This is a genomic window from Actinomadura napierensis, from assembly GCF_039529375.1.
Classification (GTDB): Bacteria; Actinomycetota; Actinomycetes; order Streptosporangiales; family Streptosporangiaceae; genus Spirillospora; species Spirillospora napierensis.
Genome location: NZ_BAAAMR010000062.1, coordinates 1 through 19,720, shown reverse-complemented (window position 1 = coordinate 19,720; position 19,720 = coordinate 1). Strand labels below are relative to the sequence as shown.

At 73.1% G+C, this 19,720-nt stretch carries 20 protein-coding genes; 11 read left to right on the top strand and 9 right to left on the bottom strand.

The features are described 5' to 3' along the window. Positions 1–67: 67 nt before the first annotated feature. A complete protein-coding gene (locus tag ABD296_RS29840) occupies positions 68–1,198 on the top strand; it encodes a helix-turn-helix transcriptional regulator (RefSeq protein ID WP_344274448.1) in 1,131 nt (376 codons plus the stop codon). Here the strand turns inward: ABD296_RS29840 and ABD296_RS29835 are convergent. Continuing rightward, positions 1,195–1,794 (bottom strand): TetR/AcrR family transcriptional regulator, encoded by a 600-nt coding sequence (locus tag ABD296_RS29835; RefSeq protein WP_344274445.1) that lies wholly within the window; start codon positions 1,792–1,794, stop codon positions 1,195–1,197. The two genes, ABD296_RS29840 and ABD296_RS29835, sit on opposite strands and share 4 nt — an antisense overlap. Before the next feature lie 81 nt (positions 1,795–1,875). Here ABD296_RS29835 and ABD296_RS29830 point away from each other — a divergent pair, with 81 nt between their 5' ends. Together ABD296_RS29830 and ABD296_RS29825 are read left to right on the top strand one after the other, a co-directional pair. Continuing rightward, positions 1,876–2,574 (top strand): alpha/beta hydrolase, encoded by a 699-nt coding sequence (locus ABD296_RS29830; protein WP_344274442.1) that lies wholly within the window; start codon positions 1,876–1,878, stop codon positions 2,572–2,574. A gap of 151 nt (positions 2,575–2,725) precedes the next feature. Continuing rightward, positions 2,726–3,607, top strand: coding sequence for an SAM-dependent methyltransferase (locus ABD296_RS29825; RefSeq protein WP_344274439.1), 882 nt, complete (start codon positions 2,726–2,728; stop codon positions 3,605–3,607). A gap of 46 nt (positions 3,608–3,653) precedes the next feature. Here ABD296_RS29825 and ABD296_RS29820 read toward each other — a convergent pair whose 3' ends face one another. Then, a complete protein-coding gene (locus ABD296_RS29820; protein WP_344274436.1) occupies positions 3,654–4,868 on the bottom strand; it encodes a tetratricopeptide repeat protein in 1,215 nt (404 codons plus the stop codon). A 142-nt stretch (positions 4,869–5,010) separates the two neighbouring features. Further along, positions 5,011–5,982 (bottom strand): threonine ammonia-lyase, encoded by a 972-nt coding sequence (locus ABD296_RS29815; RefSeq protein WP_344274434.1) that lies wholly within the window; start codon positions 5,980–5,982, stop codon positions 5,011–5,013. A gap of 121 nt (positions 5,983–6,103) precedes the next feature. On the opposite strand from ABD296_RS29815, the gene paaZ reads away from it, so the two are divergent. Next, entirely contained in the window at positions 6,104–8,158 is a 2,055-nt protein-coding gene (paaZ, locus tag ABD296_RS29810; protein WP_344274431.1) for a phenylacetic acid degradation bifunctional protein PaaZ, read from the top strand. Between the two features lie 47 nt (positions 8,159–8,205). Here paaZ and ABD296_RS29805 read toward each other — a convergent pair whose 3' ends face one another. The 3 genes from ABD296_RS29805 to ABD296_RS29795 are packed head-to-tail and all read right to left on the bottom strand — an operon-like array spanning position 8,206 to position 12,353. Next, positions 8,206–9,333 (bottom strand): amidohydrolase, encoded by a 1,128-nt coding sequence (locus ABD296_RS29805; RefSeq protein ID WP_344274429.1) that lies wholly within the window; start codon positions 9,331–9,333, stop codon positions 8,206–8,208. Beyond that, positions 9,330–10,754 carry an aldehyde dehydrogenase family protein gene (locus tag ABD296_RS29800; RefSeq protein WP_344274426.1) on the bottom strand — a complete coding sequence of 475 codons (1,425 nt, stop codon included), beginning with the start codon at positions 10,752–10,754 and terminating at the stop codon, positions 9,330–9,332. Before ABD296_RS29800 ends, ABD296_RS29805 begins: the two co-directional genes overlap by 4 nt. Positions 10,755–10,787: 33 nt before the next feature. Continuing rightward, a complete protein-coding gene (locus tag ABD296_RS29795; RefSeq protein WP_344274423.1) occupies positions 10,788–12,353 on the bottom strand; it encodes a GMC family oxidoreductase in 1,566 nt (521 codons plus the stop codon). A gap of 136 nt (positions 12,354–12,489) precedes the next feature. On the opposite strand from ABD296_RS29795, the gene ABD296_RS29790 reads away from it, so the two are divergent. Both ABD296_RS29790 and bla read left to right on the top strand, forming a co-directional pair. Continuing rightward, positions 12,490–12,975, top strand: coding sequence for a GbsR/MarR family transcriptional regulator (locus ABD296_RS29790; RefSeq protein ID WP_344274420.1), 486 nt, complete (start codon positions 12,490–12,492; stop codon positions 12,973–12,975). Between the two features lie 277 nt (positions 12,976–13,252). Beyond that, positions 13,253–14,188, top strand: coding sequence for a class A beta-lactamase (gene bla / locus ABD296_RS29785; protein ID WP_344274415.1), 936 nt, complete (start codon positions 13,253–13,255; stop codon positions 14,186–14,188). A gap of 28 nt (positions 14,189–14,216) precedes the next feature. On the opposite strand, the gene ABD296_RS29780 is transcribed toward bla, so the two are convergent. Then, the gene (locus ABD296_RS29780) at positions 14,217–14,810 is read right to left on the bottom strand and encodes a helix-turn-helix domain-containing protein (RefSeq protein WP_344274412.1); all 594 of its coding nucleotides are present in this window, start codon (positions 14,808–14,810) and stop codon (positions 14,217–14,219) included. Positions 14,811–14,890: 80 nt separating this feature from the next. Here ABD296_RS29780 and ABD296_RS29775 point away from each other — a divergent pair, with 80 nt between their 5' ends. The 3 genes from ABD296_RS29775 to ABD296_RS29765 all read left to right on the top strand — a co-directional run bounded on the left by ABD296_RS29775 (position 14,891) and on the right by ABD296_RS29765 (position 17,154). Then, on the top strand, positions 14,891–15,910 hold the full coding sequence (locus tag ABD296_RS29775; protein ID WP_344274409.1) for an NAD(P)/FAD-dependent oxidoreductase: 1,020 nt from the start codon (positions 14,891–14,893) through the stop codon (positions 15,908–15,910). 81 nt (positions 15,911–15,991) lie between these two features. Beyond that, positions 15,992–16,597, top strand: coding sequence for a TetR/AcrR family transcriptional regulator (locus ABD296_RS29770; protein WP_344274406.1), 606 nt, complete (start codon positions 15,992–15,994; stop codon positions 16,595–16,597). Further along, positions 16,594–17,154 (top strand): carboxymuconolactone decarboxylase family protein, encoded by a 561-nt coding sequence (locus ABD296_RS29765; RefSeq protein WP_344274403.1) that lies wholly within the window; start codon positions 16,594–16,596, stop codon positions 17,152–17,154. The genes ABD296_RS29770 and ABD296_RS29765 overlap by 4 nt, the downstream gene beginning before the upstream one ends. 18 nt (positions 17,155–17,172) lie before the next feature. Here the strand turns inward: ABD296_RS29765 and ABD296_RS29760 are convergent, their stop codons facing one another. Continuing rightward, positions 17,173–18,030, bottom strand: a complete 858-nt coding sequence (locus ABD296_RS29760) for a helix-turn-helix transcriptional regulator (RefSeq protein WP_344274400.1) — start codon at positions 18,028–18,030, stop codon at positions 17,173–17,175. Between the two features lie 144 nt (positions 18,031–18,174). On the opposite strand from ABD296_RS29760, the gene ABD296_RS29755 reads away from it, so the two are divergent. Next, positions 18,175–19,218: an aldo/keto reductase gene (locus ABD296_RS29755; RefSeq protein WP_344274397.1), complete on the top strand. Its 1,044-nt coding sequence runs from the start codon at positions 18,175–18,177 to the stop codon at positions 19,216–19,218. 31 nt (positions 19,219–19,249) lie between these two features. Then, entirely contained in the window at positions 19,250–19,540 is a 291-nt protein-coding gene (locus tag ABD296_RS29750) for a putative quinol monooxygenase (RefSeq protein ID WP_344274394.1), read from the top strand. A gap of 30 nt (positions 19,541–19,570) precedes the next feature. On the opposite strand, the gene ABD296_RS29745 is transcribed toward ABD296_RS29750, so the two are convergent. Continuing rightward, positions 19,571–19,720 (bottom strand): TetR/AcrR family transcriptional regulator C-terminal ligand-binding domain-containing protein (locus ABD296_RS29745; RefSeq protein ID WP_344274577.1); only part of this gene is annotated, 150 nt, incomplete at its 5' end.

Below are 19,720 nucleotides of genomic sequence, written 5' to 3'. Positions count from 1 at the left end.
TGTGGGACGAGAAGGTGCATGAACCGGGGCAGGCGACGGGCGGGCTGGTCAGTTGAGGGAGACGCGCATGACCGATCGGCGCCGACCGGTGCTGGCGGCCGCCGAACAGGCCGCCGACGCCCTGGAATTGTTCAGCCGCGTCTCGTCCCGGCTGCGGCGGCTGGTGCCGTTCCACTCGGCCGTGTGGACCGCCGCCGACCCGGAGACCGGCCTGATCACCGCACCGATGCTGGTGGAGAACCTGGGCTCCGGCGAGGGCTGCGCCGCCTACTGGAAAAGCGAACTGCTGGAGGAGAACGTCCTGCCGTTCCGCGACCTGGCCCGCGCCTCCGTACCGGCGGCCGGGTTGCGCGCGACCACAGGCGATCTGCCCGCCCGCAGCGCTCGGTTCCGGCGCCTGCTGCAGGACCAGGGCGTGCACGACGAGCTGCGTGCCGTGCTCCGGATCGGCGACCGGCCGTGGGGCCTGGTGAGCCTGTTCCGCACCACCGACGCTTTCCGCCCGCAGGAGACCGCGCTGCTCGCCGACCTGTCCCGACCCCTGGCCGAGCGGCTACGGACGTTCACCCGGCCGCCCGCGTCCGCGCGCGGCACGGATTCCCCGGCGTCCGGCCTGATCCTCTTCGACGAGTCCGGCGACGTCACGTCGGCCAACGACGAGGCGCGGCACCACCTCGCGCGGCTGCCGGAGGGACCGTCGTTCCCCACACCGCTGGGGCTGGAGCTGCCGATCTGGGTGATCGGCACGGTGCTGCAGGCACGCGCCGTCGCCGACGGATGGGACCGCGGCAGCGCCCGCGTGCGCATCCGGACCACCGAAGGCCGCTGGCTGACCTGCCACGCCTCATGCCTCACCGGACCCGGCGGAAGGCCCGGCCCGGTGGCCCTCGTCATCGAGCCCGCGACACCCGCCGACCTGGCGGCGCTGGTCGCCGAGGCGTACGGCCTCACCTCGCGGGAGCTCCAGATCACCCAGCTGACCGCGCGCGGGATGACCACCGCCGAGATCGCCGCGGCGCTGTTCATCTCGCCGCACACGGTCCGCGACCACCTCAAGACGATCTTCATCAAGGCCGGCGTCTCCAGCCGGGGCGCACTGGTCGCCCGCCTGTTCACCGACCACTACTGGCCCGCGCTGCCGGAACCGACACCGGTCCGGCGCCACGGGCAACCGCCCGCCCGGGCGCGGGTCGTCTAGGGATCCGGTGGCGATCGCCCAAAGTCCACCGAATCTGTTTCTCGGGTGGTGATCGGAGCGAGCGCGGCCAGGAAGTCGTCGAAGGCCTGGTCGGCGCGCGACGCATCGCCGGTGGCCTCGATGTCCATGATGAGACCGCGGATGACCGCGAGCACGAGGGTGCCGAGTTCGGGACGGCCGATGCTTCGCATGCCGTCCTCGAGCGGTTGCAGCCAGTCCGTGGTGGACTCGCGACGAAAGCCCGGCCACAACTGCTGTTCGGCATCCTCGCGGAGCCTGCCGAACATGCTGAGGTACGGCCGGCCGGCCGGACCGGTCATGACCTGCCAAGCCCGTCGCAGAGTGCTCGGATACGGCTCGTCCGGTCGTGGGGACACCAGTTCTCCGAAGAAGTCGCGCTGACGCCGCCGCGCCCGTCCCAGGGTTTCCCGCAGCAGCGCGTCCCGGGTCCCGAAGTGGTAGATCAGCATCCGGGTCGAGGTGCCGGACGCCGCCGCCAACGGCTCGAGGCGGTCGGGCAGCCCGTGTGCGAGCGCGTGGTCGACGCAGGCGTCGAGGATCCGGTCGCGGATCTCGGGTTGCTTGTGCCGTCCCATGGCCGCACTTTTTCACGTAACTGGCGGTACGTCTAACGTGGATTCCGAGTGGTCGCGACACCTGGATCAAGGAGATAAGAGATGCGTGTTGTTTTCGTGCACGGGGCGTGCGTTCGTGACGGATCGTGGTGGTGGCACCTGGCCGCCGAGGCGCTGCGGGAGCGCGGTATCGGCAGCGTCGCCCCGGCGCTGCCGAGCTGCGGCGAGGGCGACCGGCCGGCCGGACCGCAGGGTCCCGGGCTGCGGGAGGACGTCGCCGCGGTGCGCGCCGTCCTGGCCGAGGGGGACGAGCCGACCGTGGTCGTCGCGCACAGCTACGGCGGCATCGTCGCCGCCGAGGCGGCAGTGGGCGTTGGGACGGTGCGTCACCTGGTGTTCGTGTCGAGCTACCTGCCCGAGCCCAGCGAGTCGCTGTCGACGTTCGGCTCCGACGCGCCGCCGCCATTCCTGGACTTCGACCCCGACGGCGGCACGTTCGGGGCCCGGCCGGAGCTCTTCGCCGAGACGTTCGTCCAGGACTGCCCGCCGGACATCGCCCGCGACGCAGCGGCCCTCCTGGCCCGGCAGACGCTGGCCGTGACCCAGCAGCCGGTGCGGGCGGCGGCGTGGCAGGACCTGCCCACGACGTACGTGGTGTGCACAGAGGACCGGGGCACCCCGGCGCCCGCGCAACGCGAATTCTCCCGTCGCGCTGACAAGGTCATCGAGGTGAAGGCGGGCCACCACCCGTTCCTGTCGCAGCCGCAGACCGTCGCCGACATCATCACAAGCCTGCCGTGACCGCGACCGCGGACCTGGTGCGGGCGGCCCTACGCCGCCGTCGTTGCGTGGTCCGGGCTGGGCCGGTACGTCGCCGCGACACCCCGTACTCACAGGGCGGCGAAACTGGCGTCTCGGTCGCTCTCTCCGAATATGATCATTTGTGGCGGCGTTGAGCGATGAGCGGGAGGTCCTGGTGTCCGAGCGTGCCCGGAAGGCATGGGAGGTGCCGAGCGCGGTGTCGCGGCCGGTCGCCGAAACGGCGAAGATCGACACGACGGTCGCGCACTCGGCCCGGATGTACGACTACTACCTGGGCGGCAAGGACAACTACCAGATCGACCGGGAGACCGCGGAGGTCGCCGCGCGCAGCTGGCAGGCCGTGCGGGTCGCCGTCCGGGAGAACCGGGCGTTCCTGGCCCGGGCCGTCCGGCACCTGGTCCGCGAGCAGGGCATCACCCAGTTCCTCGACATCGGTGCCGGGCTGCCCAGCGCCGGCAACGTCCACGAGATCGCCCAGGCCGAGAACCCCGCCTGCCGCGTGGTCTACGTCGACAACGACCCGATCGTGCTGGCGCACGCCCGCTCGCTGCTCGTCGGGACTCCCGAAGGCAAGACCGCCTACGTCCACTCGGACCTGCGCGAGCCGGACACGATCCTGGCCGACCCCGCCGTCCGCGGCACCCTGGATCTCGACAAGCCGGTCGCGTTGATGCTGGTGGCGATCCTGCACTTCATCGTGGACGAGCAGCATCCCGAGCAGATCGTGCGGAACCTGCTGCAGGTCCTGGCGCCGGGCAGCTTCCTGGTCGCCTCCCACGTCACCCCCGAACACGACCCGGACGGTGTGCACGGCCTGGAGCAGGCCTATCGCAACGGCGGCGTACCCGCGCAGGCCCGCACCCGAGACCGCTTCACCGCCCTGGCCTTCGACGGCCTGGACCTGGTGGACCCCGGGGTGACGCTGGTGTCGGAGTGGCGTCCCGACGACGACGGTCCCCGCCCGCCTGCCGACCAGGTCAACTGGTACGGCGGTTTGGCGCGCAAACCCTGACCGCCGCGCCCTCGCCGCGTTCACGCCGCACGGTCGGCAGAAGGCCTCAGTTCAGCCGGTCCAACTGCTGCCGCACCTCGGTGGTCAGCGGATCGTCCGGGCCCAGCGCGCGCTCGCAGCGCTCCAAGGTGACGTGGAGAAGCTCCGTCGCCGCGTCTCTGCGTCTGCGGGACGAGGCGTAGAGCCGGGCCAGCGCGTACATCGCCGCCAGCGTTTCGGGGGCCTCGGGGCCGTTCGCGTGTTCGCGGGCCCGCACCGCTGCTTGTACTTCTGCCGGTTTGCCGCGGTGCTCGGCGAAGTCGCAGGCCGCGATCAGCTCGTTCCGTACGTGGCCGGTGTCGGGGTGATCGGCGCCAAGTGCCCGCTCGGACAGGTCCAGCGTCCGGTCGAGCAACTCGAGCGCCGGTACCACGCGGGAGCCGACCAACTGCGCCATGCCCAGCGCGCACGCTGTGCGCAGGGCCTTCGGGTGGTCCGGTCCCTCAGTGCGTTCCACCTCGGCCAGCTCTGCCTCCAGAGCCTTGGCCTCGTCGCGGACCAAGCCCAGCAGCCCGCGCGCGTTGGTCAGGTCGTCGCGCGCCCGGCGGGTGGCCGGATGGTCGGGACCCAGTACCCGGGCGAGATGGGCGGTGGTCTGCGTGAGCAGCGGCAAGGCCGGCACCGGCCGCCCGACCGCCAGGTACGCCTCCGCGACCCGCTGACGCAGTTGCAACGTCGCGGTGTCGTCGGCGGGCAGCACCGCCTCGTGCGCCGCGAGCGCCTCCTCGTACAGCGGAAGGGCGTGATCGGGCATGCCGGACTCCCAGTAGCCCTCGGCCGCCTTGTAGCGCCTGCCGCGCAGTTCGGGGTGGTCGGCCAGCTGAGACGGCGGCGGTTCGGGCCGGGACGCGGCGGCCTGGTCCGCCTCGGCCTCCGCTTGCGCCACGAGCGCGGCGGTCTTGCCGTCCAGGCCGTAGGGGTTGTCGGCGCTGATGGGGAACCGGCGGCCGACATAGCGGGTGCGCGAGCCGGTCAGCGACCTGCCGAGGGTGATGATGCGGAAACGCCCCATCGGCCAGACGGGAACCCACAGGACGCAGAAGTACAGCCGCCTGACAACGGACCCGCACTGCGTGCAGGGATCGTCCGCGCCGTAGAAGCGGGTGCCGATTCCGTTGACGGTCGTGGTGTCCGGGGCCGCCCACGCGATGGTCTCGTCGGTGCACGGCCCGCAGAACGGATGCACGCCCTGCCGGACGCCTTGGTCGGTTGGCGGTTCCATGTCACCCCTTCACCGGTGCAGGCCCGATGATCGCCCGTCTGGCCGTCAACCTAGCCGCGATCGCCCGGCACCGGTCCCGGATCGGGACATTCGAGCGCCGGGACGTTTGAGGCGGCCGAACAGCCCGTGAGGCGCGCGGCGGTCACCTTCCGGTCAGTCCGACCCAGCGGTGATAGGCGTCTGCGTCGACGTTGCCGCCGCACACGATGGTGACCACGTGCCGGCCGGCGAAGCGGTCGCGGTCTTCGAGGACCGCCGCGACGCCGAGTGCGGCCGACGGCTCGACGACGAGCCCGGCGTGGTCGAGGAGCATCCGCATCCCGGCGATGATCGACGCCTCCTTGACCAGGACGGCGTCGTCGGCGACCAGGAGGAGGTCGTCCAGGACGGCCGGGATGGGACGCCGGCCGGCGACGCCGTCGGCGATGGTGTCGGTCGAGTCGGTGGTGACGACGCGCCGCCGGTGCCACGAGTGCGTCATCGCCGGGGCGCCCAGCGGCTGGACGCAGATCACCTCGGCGCCGGGCGCCGACTCCTTCAGCACGTGACCGATACCGGTGGCCAGCGCCCCGCCGCCGAGGGCGATCAGGACGGCGTCGAACGGCGGTGCGGCGTCGACCAGTTCCAGGCCGATGGTCGCGGCGCCCTCGCAGGTCTCGATGTCCAGGCTGTCTTCGACCAGCCGGATGCCGTCGTGCCGCGCGATGGCCGCGGCCCGCTCGCGGGCCATGTCGAAGTCGCCGTCCACCAGTTCCAGTCTGGCGTCCAGGGCGCGGATGCGGTCGAGCTTGGCGGCGGGTGCGAAGCGGGACGCCACGACGGTGACGTCGAGCCCCCGTCGGCGGCCGGACCAGGCGAGGGCCTGGCCCAGGTTGCCCGCGCTGGCGCACACGACGGCTCGCGGGCCGTTGCCGACGAGCCGGCTCGCGACGACCTCGGTGCCGCGGGCCTTGAAGCTGCGGACCGGGTTCGCGGTTTCGAGCTTGATGCTCACCGCGCACCCGAGGCCGGGTTCCAGCGCCTCGCAGCGGTACAGCGGAGTGTCGAGGAAGACCGGGTCGATCATCCGGCGGGCCGCCCGGATCCGGGCGGTGTCGAGGCGTGTCTCCTGCACGGCACAGGAGCGTAGTAGGTCGGGGCTCTCCATTTACTTACCGCTCGGTCAGTAATACGGTGGTGCGGGACGGCGCCCCACGCGCCCGGTCACAGCCTGAACGTCGCCGAAGGGAGGCAGCGTGAGCGCGCTGCTGGAGAGCTATGCCGCAGGACGGTGGTTCCGGGACGCCGGCGACGGCGAGCCGCTGCTGGACGCCGCGACCGGTGAGGAGGTCGCGCGCTTCTCGCGCCGGGGGCCGGACGTGGCCGCGATGGTCCGGCATGGCCGGGAGGTCGGCGGCCCGGCACTGCGGGCGCTGACCTTCCATGAACGGGCCGCTCTGCTCAAGGCGCTGGCCAAGCACCTGATGGCGGGCAAGGAGGAGCTGTACGCGCTGTCGGTGCGGACCGGCGCGACCGCGCGCGACACCGCGGTCGACGTCGACGGCGGCATCGGCACGCTGTTCAGCTACGCGAGCAAGGGCGTGCGAGAGCTGCCGAACCACACCGTGGTCCTGGACGGCGGCGTGGAACGGCTCGGCAAGGGCGGCACTTTCGTCGGCCAGCACCTGTACGCGTCCCGGCCGGGCGTCGCGGTCCAGATCAACGCGTTCAACTTCCCGGTCTGGGGGATGCTGGAGAAGCTGGCCCCGGCGTTCCTGGCCGGGCTGCCCTCGATCGTCAAGCCCGCGGGCCAGACCGCCTACCTCACCGAACTCGCCGTCCGGCAGATCGTCGAGTCGCAGATCCTGCCCGAAGGCGCCCTCCAGTTGCTCGCCGCGGGCCCCGACGGGCTGCTGGACGCGCTGACCGTCCAGGACTCCGTCGCCTTCACCGGCTCGGCGCGGACCGCCGGGATCTTGCGCCGTCATCCGAACGTGCTGGACGGCAGCGTCGCCTTGGGCGTGGAGGCCGATTCCCTCAACTGCTCGATCCTCGGCCCCGACGTGCGGCCGGACGACCCGGAGTTCGAGTTGTTCGTCAAGGGCGTCGTCACCGAGATGACGGTCAAGGCCGGGCAGAAGTGCACGGCCATCCGCCGGGTGATCGTGCCCGAGGCGATGGCCGACCAGGTGACCGAGGCGCTCGCGGCGCGGCTGGCGAAGGTGACCATCGGCGACCCCCGCAACCCCGACGTGCGGATGGGGGCGCTCGCGAGCCTCGACCAGCGCGACGAAGTCCGTAAAGCCGTCGAGGCGTTGCGGGCGGGCGCCGCGGTCGTAGTCGGCGACCCTGCGGGCGCGGGTCCGGTCATGGGCGACGCCGAGCGCGGCGCGTTCATGACCCCGCTGGTGCTGCGCGCCCGGCCCGGCACAGCCGAGCCCCATGACGTTGAGGCGTTCGGCCCGGTCAGCACCGTGCTCACCTACGGCGGCCTGGAGGAGGCGGTGGCGCTCGCCGCGCGCGGCAAGGGCAGCCTCGCCGCCTCCGTCGCCACCGGCGACCCGGACGTCGCGCGGACGGTCGTCCTCGGGCTCGCTCCCTGGCACGGCCGCGTCCTGGTACTGGACCGCGACGACGCCAAAGAGTCCACCGGGCACGGCTCGCCGCTGCCCGTGCTGGTGCACGGCGGCCCGGGACGCGCAGGGGGCGGCGAGGAACTCGGCGGGATCCGCGGGGTCCTGCACCACATGCAGCGCACCGCCGTCCAGGCGTCCCCCGACAAGCTCACCGCCGTCACCGGGCAGTGGACGGCGGGCGCCGCCCGCACCGAGTCCGGAGTCCACCCGTTCCGCAAGTCCCTGGCGGACCTGCGGATCGGCGACACCATCGCCTCCGCGCCGCGGACGGTGACGCTGGAGGACATCGGCCACTTCGCCGAGTTCACCGGCGACACCTTCTACGCCCACACCGACCCAGAGGCCGCCGCCCGCAACCCGCTGTTCGGCGGCATCGTCGCGCACGGCTACCTGGTGGTGTCCCTGGCCGCGGGCCTGTTCGTCGACCCGGCCCCCGGCCCCGTCCTTGCCAACTTCGGCGTCGACGCGCTGCGTTTCCTCACCCCGGTCAAGGCCGGCGACACCATCGAGGTGGCGCTGACCGTCAAGCAGATCACCCCGCGCGCCGGCGCCGACTACGGCGAGGTCCGCTGGGACGCCGTCGTCAGCAACCAGGACGGCCGACCGGTCGCCACCTACGACGTGCTCACCCTCGTCGCCAAGACCTGGCCCGCGCCCTCGGCAACGGAGGACTGACTCGAAAGGGGCGGCCCGGGAATCCCGGACCGCCCCTTTCAGGCGTGTCAGGCGCGGGCGAGGTCGATCGCCGTCCACGCCATCGCGGTGGCGCCGTCCAGGACCGCCTTGTCGGCGGCCGGGGTGACGCACGCCGCGGTGAACTCGGGCTGGTGGTTCACCGCGGGCAGGCAGTCCAGCCCGAGCATCGGGTGGATGGTGGGGACGACATGGGAGACGTTGCCCATGTCGGTGGCCGCGCCGGCCGGGGAGCCGCCGGACAGGTCGGGGAAGACGCGCCCGAGCGCCTCGGCGTTGGCCCGGTACAGCGCCAGCATGGCCGCGTCGGGCCGCAGGTCGGCGTAGTCGAGGGAGATCGGCGTGGTGGTCAGCTCGCATCCGGTGGCCAGCGCCCCCGCCTCGAAGCAGCGCCGCACGCGCTGCTTGAGCTCGGCGAGGGCCTCCATGGTGGACGACCGGACGATCCACCCGCCCCGGCTCGCGTCGGGAATGACGTTCGCCGCGGTGCCCGCCTCGGTGACGATCCCGGCGATGCGGTCGTCCGGGCCCGTCTGCTGGCGGAGCAGCCCGACCGCGACCTGCGCGACGGTCATCGCGTCGGCGGCGTTGACGCCGAGCTGCGGGTACGCGCCCGCGTGGGCGGGCTTGCCGCGGTAGGCGATCTCGAACTGGGAGACGGCCGAGCCCGGCATCGCGGCCATCTCGACCGCGGCGGGGTGCACCATCATCGCCGCGTCCATCCCCTCGAACGCGCCGCGCTCCAGCATGAGGATCTTGCCGCCACCGCCCTCCTCCGCCGGCGTGCCGAGGACGGTCACCGTGAGCCCCAGGTCGTCAGCCAGGCCGGCGAGCGCCGCCCCGGCTCCGACCGCGGCGGCGGCGATGATGTTGTGGCCGCAGGCGTGGCCGATCTCGGGGAGGGCGTCGTACTCGGCGCAGATGCCGATGTGCAGCGGGCCCGTCCCGGTGGTCGCGCGGACGGCGGTGGGCAGGTCGTAGCAGCCGTGCTCGACCTCGAACCCGGCGGCGGCCAGCGCCTCGGCCACCCATGCGCTCCCCCGCGTCTCCTCGAACGCCGGTTCCGGGTGGGCGTGAATGCGGTGCGACAGCTCGACGAGGCGTCCGCTCGAGGCGCCGACGACGTCCGCGGCGTGCCGCTTGGCGTCGGTCGTCATGCGCCCGTCGCCGGTGCGGTGTGGATGGAGACGGGACGGGTGGCCGCGTCGTAGGCGGCCCGGGACCCGGTGGCGCCCATGCCGCTGTCGCCCGCCGGCTCGTACAGCCGCTCGGGACCGCCGCCCTGCCACTGGTTCACCCACACGACGCCGGCGGGGATGCGGTGTGCGGCGGCCATGTGCTCCGGGTCGTTGGTGTAGACGGTGGCGGCGAGGCCGAACCGCGTCTTGGCCGCCTTCGCCAGGCCCTCCTCGAAGGAGGGCACGACCACCACCGGGGCGAGCGGGCCGAAGGTCTCCTCGGTCATGACGAGCATGGAGTCGTCCACGTCGGTGAGGACGGTGGCGGGGTAGAAGAAGCCCGTGCCCTCGGGCACCTTCCCACCGGCGCGGACGGTCGCGCCGCGCTGGACGGCGTCGGCGACGTGGCGCTCCACGATGGCGCGCTGCCGCTGGTCGACCAGCGGGCCCAGGACGGTGGTCGCGTCGCGTCCGTCCCCGAGGGTGTAGGTCCCGGCGACGTCCACGAGGGCGTCGATGAACTCCTCGGCGACGTCCTGGTGCACGTAGATCCGCTCCATGGACGTGCAGATCTGCCCGGAGTTGGCGAACGCTCCGAACGCGACCGCCGCGGCGGTGGCGGCCGGGTCGACGCCGGCGTCGACGACCACGGGGTCCTTGCCGCCGAGTTCGAGGATCGAGCGGTGCAGCAGGGCGCCGCTCTCCCGGCCGACCTGGCGGCCGGCCTCGACGGACCCGGTGAAGTGCACCAGCCCGATCCGCTCGTCGGCGACGAGCGGCACGCCGGCCCGGGAGTCGCCGTGCACGAGGTTCACCACGCCGGGCGGCAGGTCGGCCAGCTCCAGCAGCCGCACCGCCGACATCGGGGACCGCTCCGACGGCTTGAGCACGACGGTGTCGCCCGCGGCGAGCAGCGGGCCGATCGCCCCGAGCGTCATGGGCACCGGGAAGTTCCACGGCACGATGACGGCGGCGGCGCCGAGCGGCTTGCGCAGGATCGTGGTGCTGCTCCCGTCCGGGGCGGCGACGGTCTCCTCGAACGGGTAGTCCAGGGCTTCGGCGGCGGCGGCCTTGAGCAGCTGCGCGGCGCCGCCGATGAAGCCGGTGCCGAGGGCGACGGGCTTGCCCATCTCGCGGCACTCGATCTCCGCCAGCTCGCTGGCGTGCTCGGCGACCGCGTCCGCCCACCGGGTCAGCCGCGCCACGCGTTCGGCGACGGGCAGCGCCGCCCAGGCGGGCTGCGCCGCGACGGCCGCATCCACGGCCAGGCGGACGTCCTCGGGCGAGCCGCTGGGGCAGCGGGCGGCGACCTCCTCGGTCGCCGGGTCGACCACCTCGTGGAACGCGCCGCCGCGGGAGTCCTCCCAGACGCCGCCGATCAGGTTCTGCAAGGTCTTCACAGGATGGTGCTCCTTTGCCGGGTCGGCGGGCGGTCAGCCGAGGCGGTCGGCCATGAGCTCGCCGACCATGATCGATGCGAGGTTGGTGTTGGCCCGCGGGACGGACGGGAAGATCGAGGCGTCCACCACGCGCAGGCCCTCGACCCCGCGGACGCGGCAGGACGGGTCGACCACCGTGGAGTCGTCGCCGGCCGCGCCCATCCGGCAGGTGCTGGTGCCGTGCTGGGCGTCCACCGCGGTCGCCAGCAGCAGATCGTCCAGCTCGGCGTCGTCGTCGAGCACCGCGAACAGGCGCTCGTTGGCGGCCTCGACCGGCCCGCCGACGACGGTCGCGGCCTCGGGACCGCGCGCCATCTCCACCAGGGCGCGGACGCCGTCGCGCAGTCGGGCCAGGTCGCGGTCGTCCGACAGCATCCGCTCCCGGACCTCCGGCTGGACCCGCGGGTCGGCGGACGTGAGCGTCAGGACGCCGCGCGAGTGGTTCTGGTTCAGCCACACGCCGAAGCCGCCCACCGGGAACCGCGTGTCGGCGCTCTCCATCGACAGCACGTTCATGTTCAGCGACACGAACATCATGTCGTGGGGCGTGCCGCCGGGCGCCCCACTGCTCCAGCGGACGCAGACGTTGGTGTGGCGGTCGTCGGCCGTCTTGATCGCGGCCTCCGCGGTCAGCGGCAGCCCGACGACGATCATCGGGTGGTCCTGCATGCCGAGGCCGACCGGGAGGTCGGCCCGGACCGCGATGCCGAGGCGGCGCAGGTCGTCCGCCGGGCCGATCCCGGACCGCATCAGGATCGCCGGCGAGTGGATCACTCCGGCGCTGAGCACGATCTCGTCGGCGTGCTCGGTCACCTCCCTCCCGGCCGCGACGACCCGGACCCCGACGGCCCGGCCTCCCTCGAAGACGACCCGGTCGACCAGGGCGTCGCCGCGGACGGTGAGCCCGGGCAGCGACCGGGCCGGCTCCAGATAGCCGTCGTTGACGGTGACCCTGCGCCCGGCCCGGGAGTTGATCGGGTACGGCGAGACGCCGGCCGCACCGGGCGCGTTCACGTCCGGCGCCCAGGCGTGCCCGGCGGCCCGGGCCGCCGCGGACAGTGCGGCGTCCACCCCGCCCCACCGCTCCTGCGGCATCCGGAAGATCGGGGTCGGGCCGCCGCGCCCGTGGTACGGCTCGTCCCCGAACTCCTCGTCGTCCTCGAGCCTGGCGAAGTAGGGCAGGACGTCCTCGGGCGACCAGCCGGCGCACCCGGCGGCGGCCCAGTCCGCGAAGTCCTCCATCGGCGGGCGGATCGCGATCTGCCCGTTGATCGACGAACTGCCGCCGACGCCGCGGCCGCGCCAGTACGGGGCCTGCGGCTGCTTCTCCGTCCGGGCCGAGTCGACGCCCTCCCAGACCAGGCCCGCGACGGCGGCGGGGTCCATCAGGGCACGAGCGGGGTTCGGCGACCGCCACGCCTCCGGCATCTGCGCCGACCGGTAGTCGGGCCCGGCCTCCAGGAGCAGGACGCGCTTGCCGCGCTCGGCGGAACGGGCGGCGAGGGCCGCCCCCGCGGACCCCGCTCCCACCACGATGATGTCCCAGCCCGTGTCCGTCACGGCGAACCTCCTGCGTTCGGCTCGGGAGCGCGGATCCGGGGATGTCCGTTCCGCTGCTGGCCGGTAGACTGCCTTCACCAGTGAAGTTCAGTCAAGAGTGAACTTTCATTTTAATCTGATCGATTGGAGTCCGGTGGTGCCCAGCCGTGTCGGCGACGATCCCTCCGGCGATGCGAACTCCCTGATCGACGACTTCGGCCTGCACATCGGCCGCGCGATGGGATGGCCCCCGATGGCCGGGCGCGCCGCCGGCGTCCTGATGCTCAGCGAGAACCCCCTGACGATGGCGCAGCTTCAGAGCGCCCTGAACGCGAGCAAGGGTTCGATGTCGGAGATGACGCGCCTGCTCGTGCTGAGCGGGACCGTCCGGCGGTTCAAGCAGCCGGGTTCCCGCCAGTTCGTGTACGAGTGGCGCGACGACGCCTGGATCGGCTGCCTGCAGCACCAGCTCGAGGGGACGACCGACCTGCTGGCGCTCGCCGAAAGCGCGCAGGCGCGCGGCACGGACCTCCCCGACCGGCAACGCGCACGCCTCCGCGAAATGCACGAGTTCTACACCTTCATGGTGGAGCGCTTCGAAACGCTCCTCGGCGAATACAAGGGATCCCGCCAAGCCGACTGAACACAACCCTCCGGCACCTCTCATCCGGGGGCAAAGCCATCCGGTGAGGCCGGCGCCGGCGACAGCTTCCGGCGGGCGCGGCCCACGCTGAACGTGCGGGTGACCGGCCTGGCCGTCCTCACCGCTAACGCCGCCGAAACCGCCGACCAGGCCTTCTGATCAGCAATAATATGAGTTCTGATATTGGTAGTGCAGTAATATCAATATTGGACACATTGCCGTCCGACCTGATCTGCTCTGCGGCATGCCGACCTCACAGCATTTGCGCAGGATCACTGTGATCGCCCTTTCCGCCGCCTCGGTTCTGGCCGGCGTCACCGCTTGCGGGTCCGACGGAGGCGGCGGAGAGCGCGTTGCTCCGCGGAGCAACGTCGCCTCGCTCGGCGAGCAGTCCGGCCTGCGGCCCGCCGCGTCGCAGGCGACCGTCGACAAGCAGCTGAGTGCGCTCGAACGGTCCCGGCAAGACCGCATCGGCGCCTACGCGGTGAACACCGGGACCGGACGCTTCGTCGCCTACCGGCCCGACGAACGATTCCCCTTCGCCTCCACGTTCAAGGCCATGGTGTGCGGCGGAATCCTGCAGGAGGCGCACCGGTCCGACCCGGGGCTGCTGCATCGGGTCATCCGCTACAGCAAGAGCGACCTGGTGGACAACTCGCCCGTCACCGAGAAGCACGTGAAGGGCGGCATGACCGTTTCGGCCTTGTGCAAGGCGGCGATCACCCAGAGCGACAACACGGCCGGCAACCTGCTGCTCAAGCAGCTCGGCGGTCCGGCGGGCGACACCGCCTTCCTCCGCTCGCTCGGCGACCGGGTCACCCGGCACGACCGCTGGGAGACCGACCTCAACCTGTGGAAGCCGGGGTCCGTCCTCGACACCACCTCCCCGCGCGCCTGGGCCGGCGACCTGCGCTCCCTCACCGCAGGCGGCGCGCTCGTCCGCGCGGACCGCGACCGCCTGACCGGCTGGATGAAGCAGACGCGAACCGGCGGCAACCGCATCCGCGCCGGGCTCCCGAAGAACTGGACGGTCGGCGACAAGACCGGCACGGGGACCGGGTACGGTACCGCCAACGACATCGCGATCGCCTGGCCCCCGTCCGGAGCGCCGCTGATCATCGTGATCACGACGAACCGCCTCAGCGCGGACGGCGAGGCCGACGAGCCCGCCATCGCCGAGACCGCCGGCATCCTCGCCAAGGCCGTCGGCTAGGCGACGGACGGCGGTGTGTGCGCGGGCGCTATGCGCGTTGCGCCGCCTTGGGGCGGGCGCGCAGGTGGGCGCGCTCGCCCTGGCTGCCGAAGAGGACGAGGAACTCGACGGGTTCGGCGTCGACGGCGCCGAACCAGTGCGGCAGGCGCGTGTCGAACTCGGCCGCCTCGCCCGGTGCCAACTCCAGGTCGTGCTCGCCGAGGACGACGCGCAGCCGCCCGTTGAGGACGTAGAGCCATTCGTAGCCCTCGTGGGTCTGCGGGGTGGGCTCCCGGCGGTCGCTGCCGGCCGGGATGACGAGCTTGTAGGCCTGGATGCCGCCGGCGCGGCGGGTCAGCGGCAGCATGGTCATGCCGTTGCGGACGACCGGGCGAAGGTGGACCCGCGGGTCGCCGGTGGGCGGGGCGTCCACCAGCTCGTCGAGGGTGACGCCGTAGGCCTTGGCCAGCGGCAGCAGCAGTTCGAGGGTCGGGCGGCGGGCGCCGGACTCCAGCCGCGAAAGCGTGCTCACCGAGATGCCGGTCGCCGCCGACAGGTCGGTCAGCGTGATCTCCCGCTGGTTGCGCAGGGCGCGCAGCCGCGGGCCGACCGCGTCGAGTGCCTGGTCCAGATCGTCGTCCATGCCCGCCAGTTTGCCACATCGGCAAAGACATTTGCGGATCCGAGTGGCGCCTTCGCATAGTGGCGGCGGAGGTGGTCGAGATGACCGAGCAGCTGAGGGACCGCTACGACGTGGTGGTGATCGGGGGCGGCGCCGCGGGATTGAACGGGGCGCTGATGCTCGCGCGATCGCGGCGGTCGGTCGTGGTGCTGGACGCCGGGTCGCCGCGCAACGCGCCCGCCGAGGGCGTGCACGGGCTGCTGGCCCGGGACGGGATGCCGCCGGCCGAGTTGCTGGAGCGCGGGCGGGGCGAGGTCCGCCGCTATGGCGGGCAGGTGGTGACCGGGACGGTCACCGGCGCGGCACGGGAGGCCGGGAGCTTCACCGTCGCCCTGGAAGGCGGGCAGACCGTCCGGGCGCGCCGGCTGCTGGTGACCACCGGGCTGGTCGACGAGCTGCCGGACGTGCAGGGTCTGCGGGAACGGTGGGGGCGGGACGTGGTGCACTGCCCGTACTGCCACGGCTGGGAAGTGCGCGACCAGGCCATCGGGATCCTGTCCGGCGGCCCGACGTCGGTGCACCAGGCGCTGCTGTTCCGGCAGCTGAGCGCCGATGTCGTGTTCTTCGCCCACACCGCTCCCCCGCCTGCGGGCGAGCAGGCCGAGCAGCTCGCCGCCCGCGGCGTCCGGGTGGTGGAGGGCAAGGTGACGGCCCTGGAGATCGTCGGCGACCGGATCGCGGGCGTGCGGCTGGTCGACGGCTCGGTCGTCGCGCGCGACGCGCTGGCGGTGGCGCCGCGGATGGTCGCCCGCGCGGACTTCCTCGCGGGCCTCGGTCTGCGGCCGGCCGAGCACCCGTCCGGGGCCGGCGAGCACGTCCCGTCCGACGCGGCGGGCCGCACCGACGTGCCCGGGGTGTGGGTCGCCGGCAACGTCACCGATCTGGCCGCGCAGGTCGGCGCCGCCGCGGCGGCGGGTGCGATGGCGGGGGCCCAGATCAACGCCGACCTGGTCGCCGAGGAGGCCCGGCGGGCGGTCGAGGCCCGCCGGGACCCGTTCTCGGCCGAGGCCGAGGCGCGCGTCTGCGAGGCGGTGATGGGCGACCGCCGCCACGGCCTGTGACCCGAGCCGGGTTGCACCCGAGGGCCTCCCCGTGCAATCTTGGAATGGTTGTTCCAAGATTGCACGGGGAGGCGTGAGCGGATGCCCGACGTCAAGCACTTCGACCCCGACGCGGTGCTGGACCAGGTGGTGCGCCTGTTCTGGCGGCGCGGCGCCGCGTCCACCGGCATCGCCGAGGTGGTCGCGGAGACGGGGATCAGCCGGTCCAGCCTGTACGCGACGTTCGGCGGCAAGCGGGATCTGTACCTGGCGGCGCTGCGCGGCTACGTGGAACGCCATTCGCGTCCGGTGTTCGACCGGCTCGCGGCGGACGAGCGGGGCCTGCCCGCGATCGCCGGCTTCTTCGGCGGGCTCATCGCGGCCCGGTGCACGGGCGAGCACGCGCGCTGGGGATGCATGGTGTCCAACGCGCACGCGAGCCTGGACGGCGCCGAGGACGACGACGTCAAGCAGGTCCTGGACGCCCACCACGACGGGCTGTGCACGGCGATGCGCGCCGCCCTGCGGGCCGCCGGCCGGCGCGGGCAGCTGCGTCCCGGCCTTGCCCTGGAAGGCGCCGCGCAGACGCTCGCGCTGCTGGCCTACGGCGTGAACCTGCGGTCGCGGGCGGGTGCGTCCCCGGCCGCGCTCACCGCGGCGGTGGAAGCCGCCCTCGCCTCCCTGACCCCCGATGAGGAGAACCGATGACCGAGTTCGCCGTGTACGACGAGACCGACGCCCCCGAGGCCGCGCGCCCGCATCTGGAGGCGGCCAAGAAGCGGATGGGGTTCGTCACCACCCTGAACGGGGTGATGGCCGAGTCACCCGAGCTGCTGGCGGGGTACAACGCGCTGTCGGAGCTGTTCGGCAGGTCGTCGCTGCCGAGGAACGCCAAGCACGTCGTGTGGATCACCGCCAGCGTGCTGAACGGCTGCGAGTACTGCGTGGCCGCCCATTCCACGCTCGCGTTGCGCTCGCGCGTCCCGGCGGAGGTCGTCGAGGCGCTGCGCGAGGGCCGGGTGCTGGACGACCCGGCGCTGGAGGCCGCCCGCGTGTTCACCGCCGCGATGGTCGACCAGCGCGGGTGGGTCGGCGACAAGCAGGTCGAGGCGTTCCTGGCCGCCGGCTACACCCGCCGCCACGTCCTGGACCTCGTGCTCGGGATCGGCATGAAGACGCTGTCGAACTACACCAACCACATCGCCCACACTCCGCTCGACCCCGCCTGGAAGGACCAGGAGTGGACGGCGCCCGCCACCACGTGACGCCCGCGCGGCACCGCCTCAGTGCACCGAGGCGCTGCGGTGCGTGGTGGCCAGGAGCCGGAGCGCGGCGTGCGACGGGGAGCCCTGCTCGACGGTGTGGGCGATCAGCGCCTGGTCGGGGTCGTCGGGCAGCCGCAGCGTCTCGAACCCGAGGTCGAGGGCGCCGACGGCGGGGTGCCGGTAGACGTACCGGCCGTAGGTCTTGTCCTTGAGGCCGTGCTCGGCCCAGATCTCGCGGAACTCGGGGCCGGCCGCCGACAGCTCCTCGACCAGCGCGGCGGCCGCGGGGTCGCCGGGATGCCGCCCGATGTCCAGCCGCAGGTAGCCGACGATGTCGGCGGCCTTGGCGCGCCAGTCGGCGTACAGCTCGCGCATGCCCTCGTCCAGGAAGACCAGCCGGGCGAAGTTGCGCTCTTCGGGCGGCAGCGCGCCGAAGTCGGTGATCAGCGCGGCGGCCAGGTCGTTCCACGCCAGCACGTTGGTGTAGCGGCCGACGATGTAGACCGGCACGTCGGGCGTCGACTCCAGCAGGCGGCGCAGTCCGGGCCGGACCTGCTGGGGCTCGTGCGCGGGGGCGCCCGCGGGTTCGGTGTAGGGCCGCGCCAGGCGGTACAGGTGGCCGCGCTCGACCTCGTCGAGCTGCAGCGCGCGGGCGACCGCGTCCAGGACGGCCTCGGAGAAGTGCAGGGTGCGGCCCTGCTCGAGGCGCACGTAGTGGTCGACGCTGACGCCCGCGAGCCGGGCGAGCTCCTCGCGGCGCAGGCCGGGGACGCGGCGCCGGCCCCCGTAGTCGGGCAGCCCCAGTTCCTCCGGCTTCAGCCGGGCCCTGCGGGAGCGCAGGAACTCCCCGAGTTCCGCTCGCCTGTCGAGTGCCATGCACCGATTATCCCGTCCCGCCCGTCATGCCGGGCGGCGGAGGCTGGTCACGCGATGCCTAGGCAGCGGCCGCCACTGGGTACGGCCGCGCCGGCCGACGACAGTGATCATCACGAACTTCCCCCCCACCGGAGGAGCAAGGAAATGATCACAAGGCGTCCGCTGGGAAGCACCGGCATGGACATCACGGCCGTCGGGTTCGGTTCCTGGGCGGTGTCGGGGCCGGGCTGGCGGTTCGGCTGGGGCGCCACCGACGACGCCGAGTCGGTCGCGGCGATCCGGCACGCGGTCGGCTCCGGCGTCAACTGGATCGACACCGCCGCGGTGTACGGGCTGGGCCACTCCGAGGAGCTGGTCGGCAAGGCCGTCGCGGACCTGCCGGAGGCCGACCGGCCCTTCGTCTTCACCAAGGCGGGCCTGGTCTGGGATCCGGCCGACCCGCAGGCCGCGCCGCGCCGCGTCATGCGGCCGGACAGCGTCCGCCGCGAGGTCGAGGACTCGCTGCGCCGCCTCGGCGTCGAGCGCATCGACCTGTACCAGGTGCACTACCCCGACACCGGCGAGTCGCTGGAGTACGCCGGCGGCGGCTTCGGCGCGGTGTCGCCGAACGCGACGCCGCTGGAGGAGTACTGGCAGGTGATGGCGGACCTGAAGGCCGAGGGGAAGGTCCGGGCGATCGGGCTGTCGAACCACTCCCCCGACCTGCTGGAGCGCGCGGAGAGGGTCGCGCACGTCGACGCGGTCCAGCCGCCGTTCTCGGCGATCAACCGGTCGGCGGCCCGGGAGATCGCCTGGGCCCGCGAGCACGGCACCGGCGTGATCGTCTACTCGCCGCTGCAGTCGGGGCTGCTGACCGGCGCGTTCTCGGCCGAACGGGCCGCCGCGCTGCCCGCCGACGACTGGCGCGCCGCCCACAGCGACTTCACCACGGGGCTGCCGGCGAACCTGCGGCTGGCGGACGCGCTGCGCCCGATCGCCGAGCGGCGCGGTGTGACGGTCGCGGAGGTCGCGATCGCCTGGACGCTGGCATGGCCCGGCGTCACCGGCGCGATCGTCGGCGCCCGCAAGGCCGAGCAGGTGGACGGCTGGATCGGCGCCGGTTCGGTCGAGCTGTCGCCCGCCTACCTGGAGGAGATCGCCGGCGCGATCACCGCGTCCGGCGCCGGCAGCGGCCCCGCCCGCCCGTGAACCCGCCACCATCCGAGAAGGAGAACACATCATGTCGCTGACCGTCGTCGCCGAATGCCTCGCCGCGCCCGGCCGGGAGGACCGGCTCCGCACCGCCCTGGAGGCGATGATCGAGCCGTCCCTGGAGGAGCCGGGGTGCCTGGCCTACCGCCCCTACGCCGACCCGAACCGGCCGGCCCGGATGGTGGTCGTCGAGGAGTGGGCGGGCCCCGGCGCGCTGGAGGAGCACTTCGCCACGCCGCACTTCCGGCACGTCGAGCAGGTGCTCGGGGAGATCCTCGCCGAGCCGATGACGATCCGGCGGCTCGTCCCGGCCGGCTGATCCCGCCCGCACCCGCTGCGCCCGCGCCGGTCAGGTCACGAGAAGGCCGGCGCGGGCGGCGGCGCAGGCCGCCGAGGCCGCCCGCCGGGCCGCCGCCGCGTCGACCGGCTCGCCGCTGACGAACAGCCGGTAGTACAGCGGCGCGACGGCGAGCCGGACGACCTCGGCGGGGTCGGTGCC

Coding starts and splice junctions, on each gene's coding strand:
- ABD296_RS29780 (WP_344274412.1), bottom strand. CDS start 14,810: ATGGACGACGATCTGGACCAGGCACTCGACGCGGTCGGCCCGCGGCTG.
- ABD296_RS29830 (WP_344274442.1), top strand. CDS start 1,876: ATGCGTGTTGTTTTCGTGCACGGGGCGTGCGTTCGTGACGGATCGTGG.
- ABD296_RS29775 (WP_344274409.1), top strand. CDS start 14,891: ATGACCGAGCAGCTGAGGGACCGCTACGACGTGGTGGTGATCGGGGGC.
- ABD296_RS29770 (WP_344274406.1), top strand. CDS start 15,992: ATGCCCGACGTCAAGCACTTCGACCCCGACGCGGTGCTGGACCAGGTG.
- ABD296_RS29835 (WP_344274445.1), bottom strand. CDS start 1,794: ATGGGACGGCACAAGCAACCCGAGATCCGCGACCGGATCCTCGACGCC.
- ABD296_RS29755 (WP_344274397.1), top strand. CDS start 18,175: ATGATCACAAGGCGTCCGCTGGGAAGCACCGGCATGGACATCACGGCC.
- ABD296_RS29820 (WP_344274436.1), bottom strand. CDS start 4,868: ATGGAACCGCCAACCGACCAAGGCGTCCGGCAGGGCGTGCATCCGTTC.
- ABD296_RS29840 (WP_344274448.1), top strand. CDS start 68: ATGACCGATCGGCGCCGACCGGTGCTGGCGGCCGCCGAACAGGCCGCC.
- ABD296_RS29750 (WP_344274394.1), top strand. CDS start 19,250: ATGTCGCTGACCGTCGTCGCCGAATGCCTCGCCGCGCCCGGCCGGGAG.
- ABD296_RS29805 (WP_344274429.1), bottom strand. CDS start 9,333: ATGACGACCGACGCCAAGCGGCACGCCGCGGACGTCGTCGGCGCCTCG.
- ABD296_RS29765 (WP_344274403.1), top strand. CDS start 16,594: ATGACCGAGTTCGCCGTGTACGACGAGACCGACGCCCCCGAGGCCGCG.
- ABD296_RS29760 (WP_344274400.1), bottom strand. CDS start 18,030: ATGGCACTCGACAGGCGAGCGGAACTCGGGGAGTTCCTGCGCTCCCGC.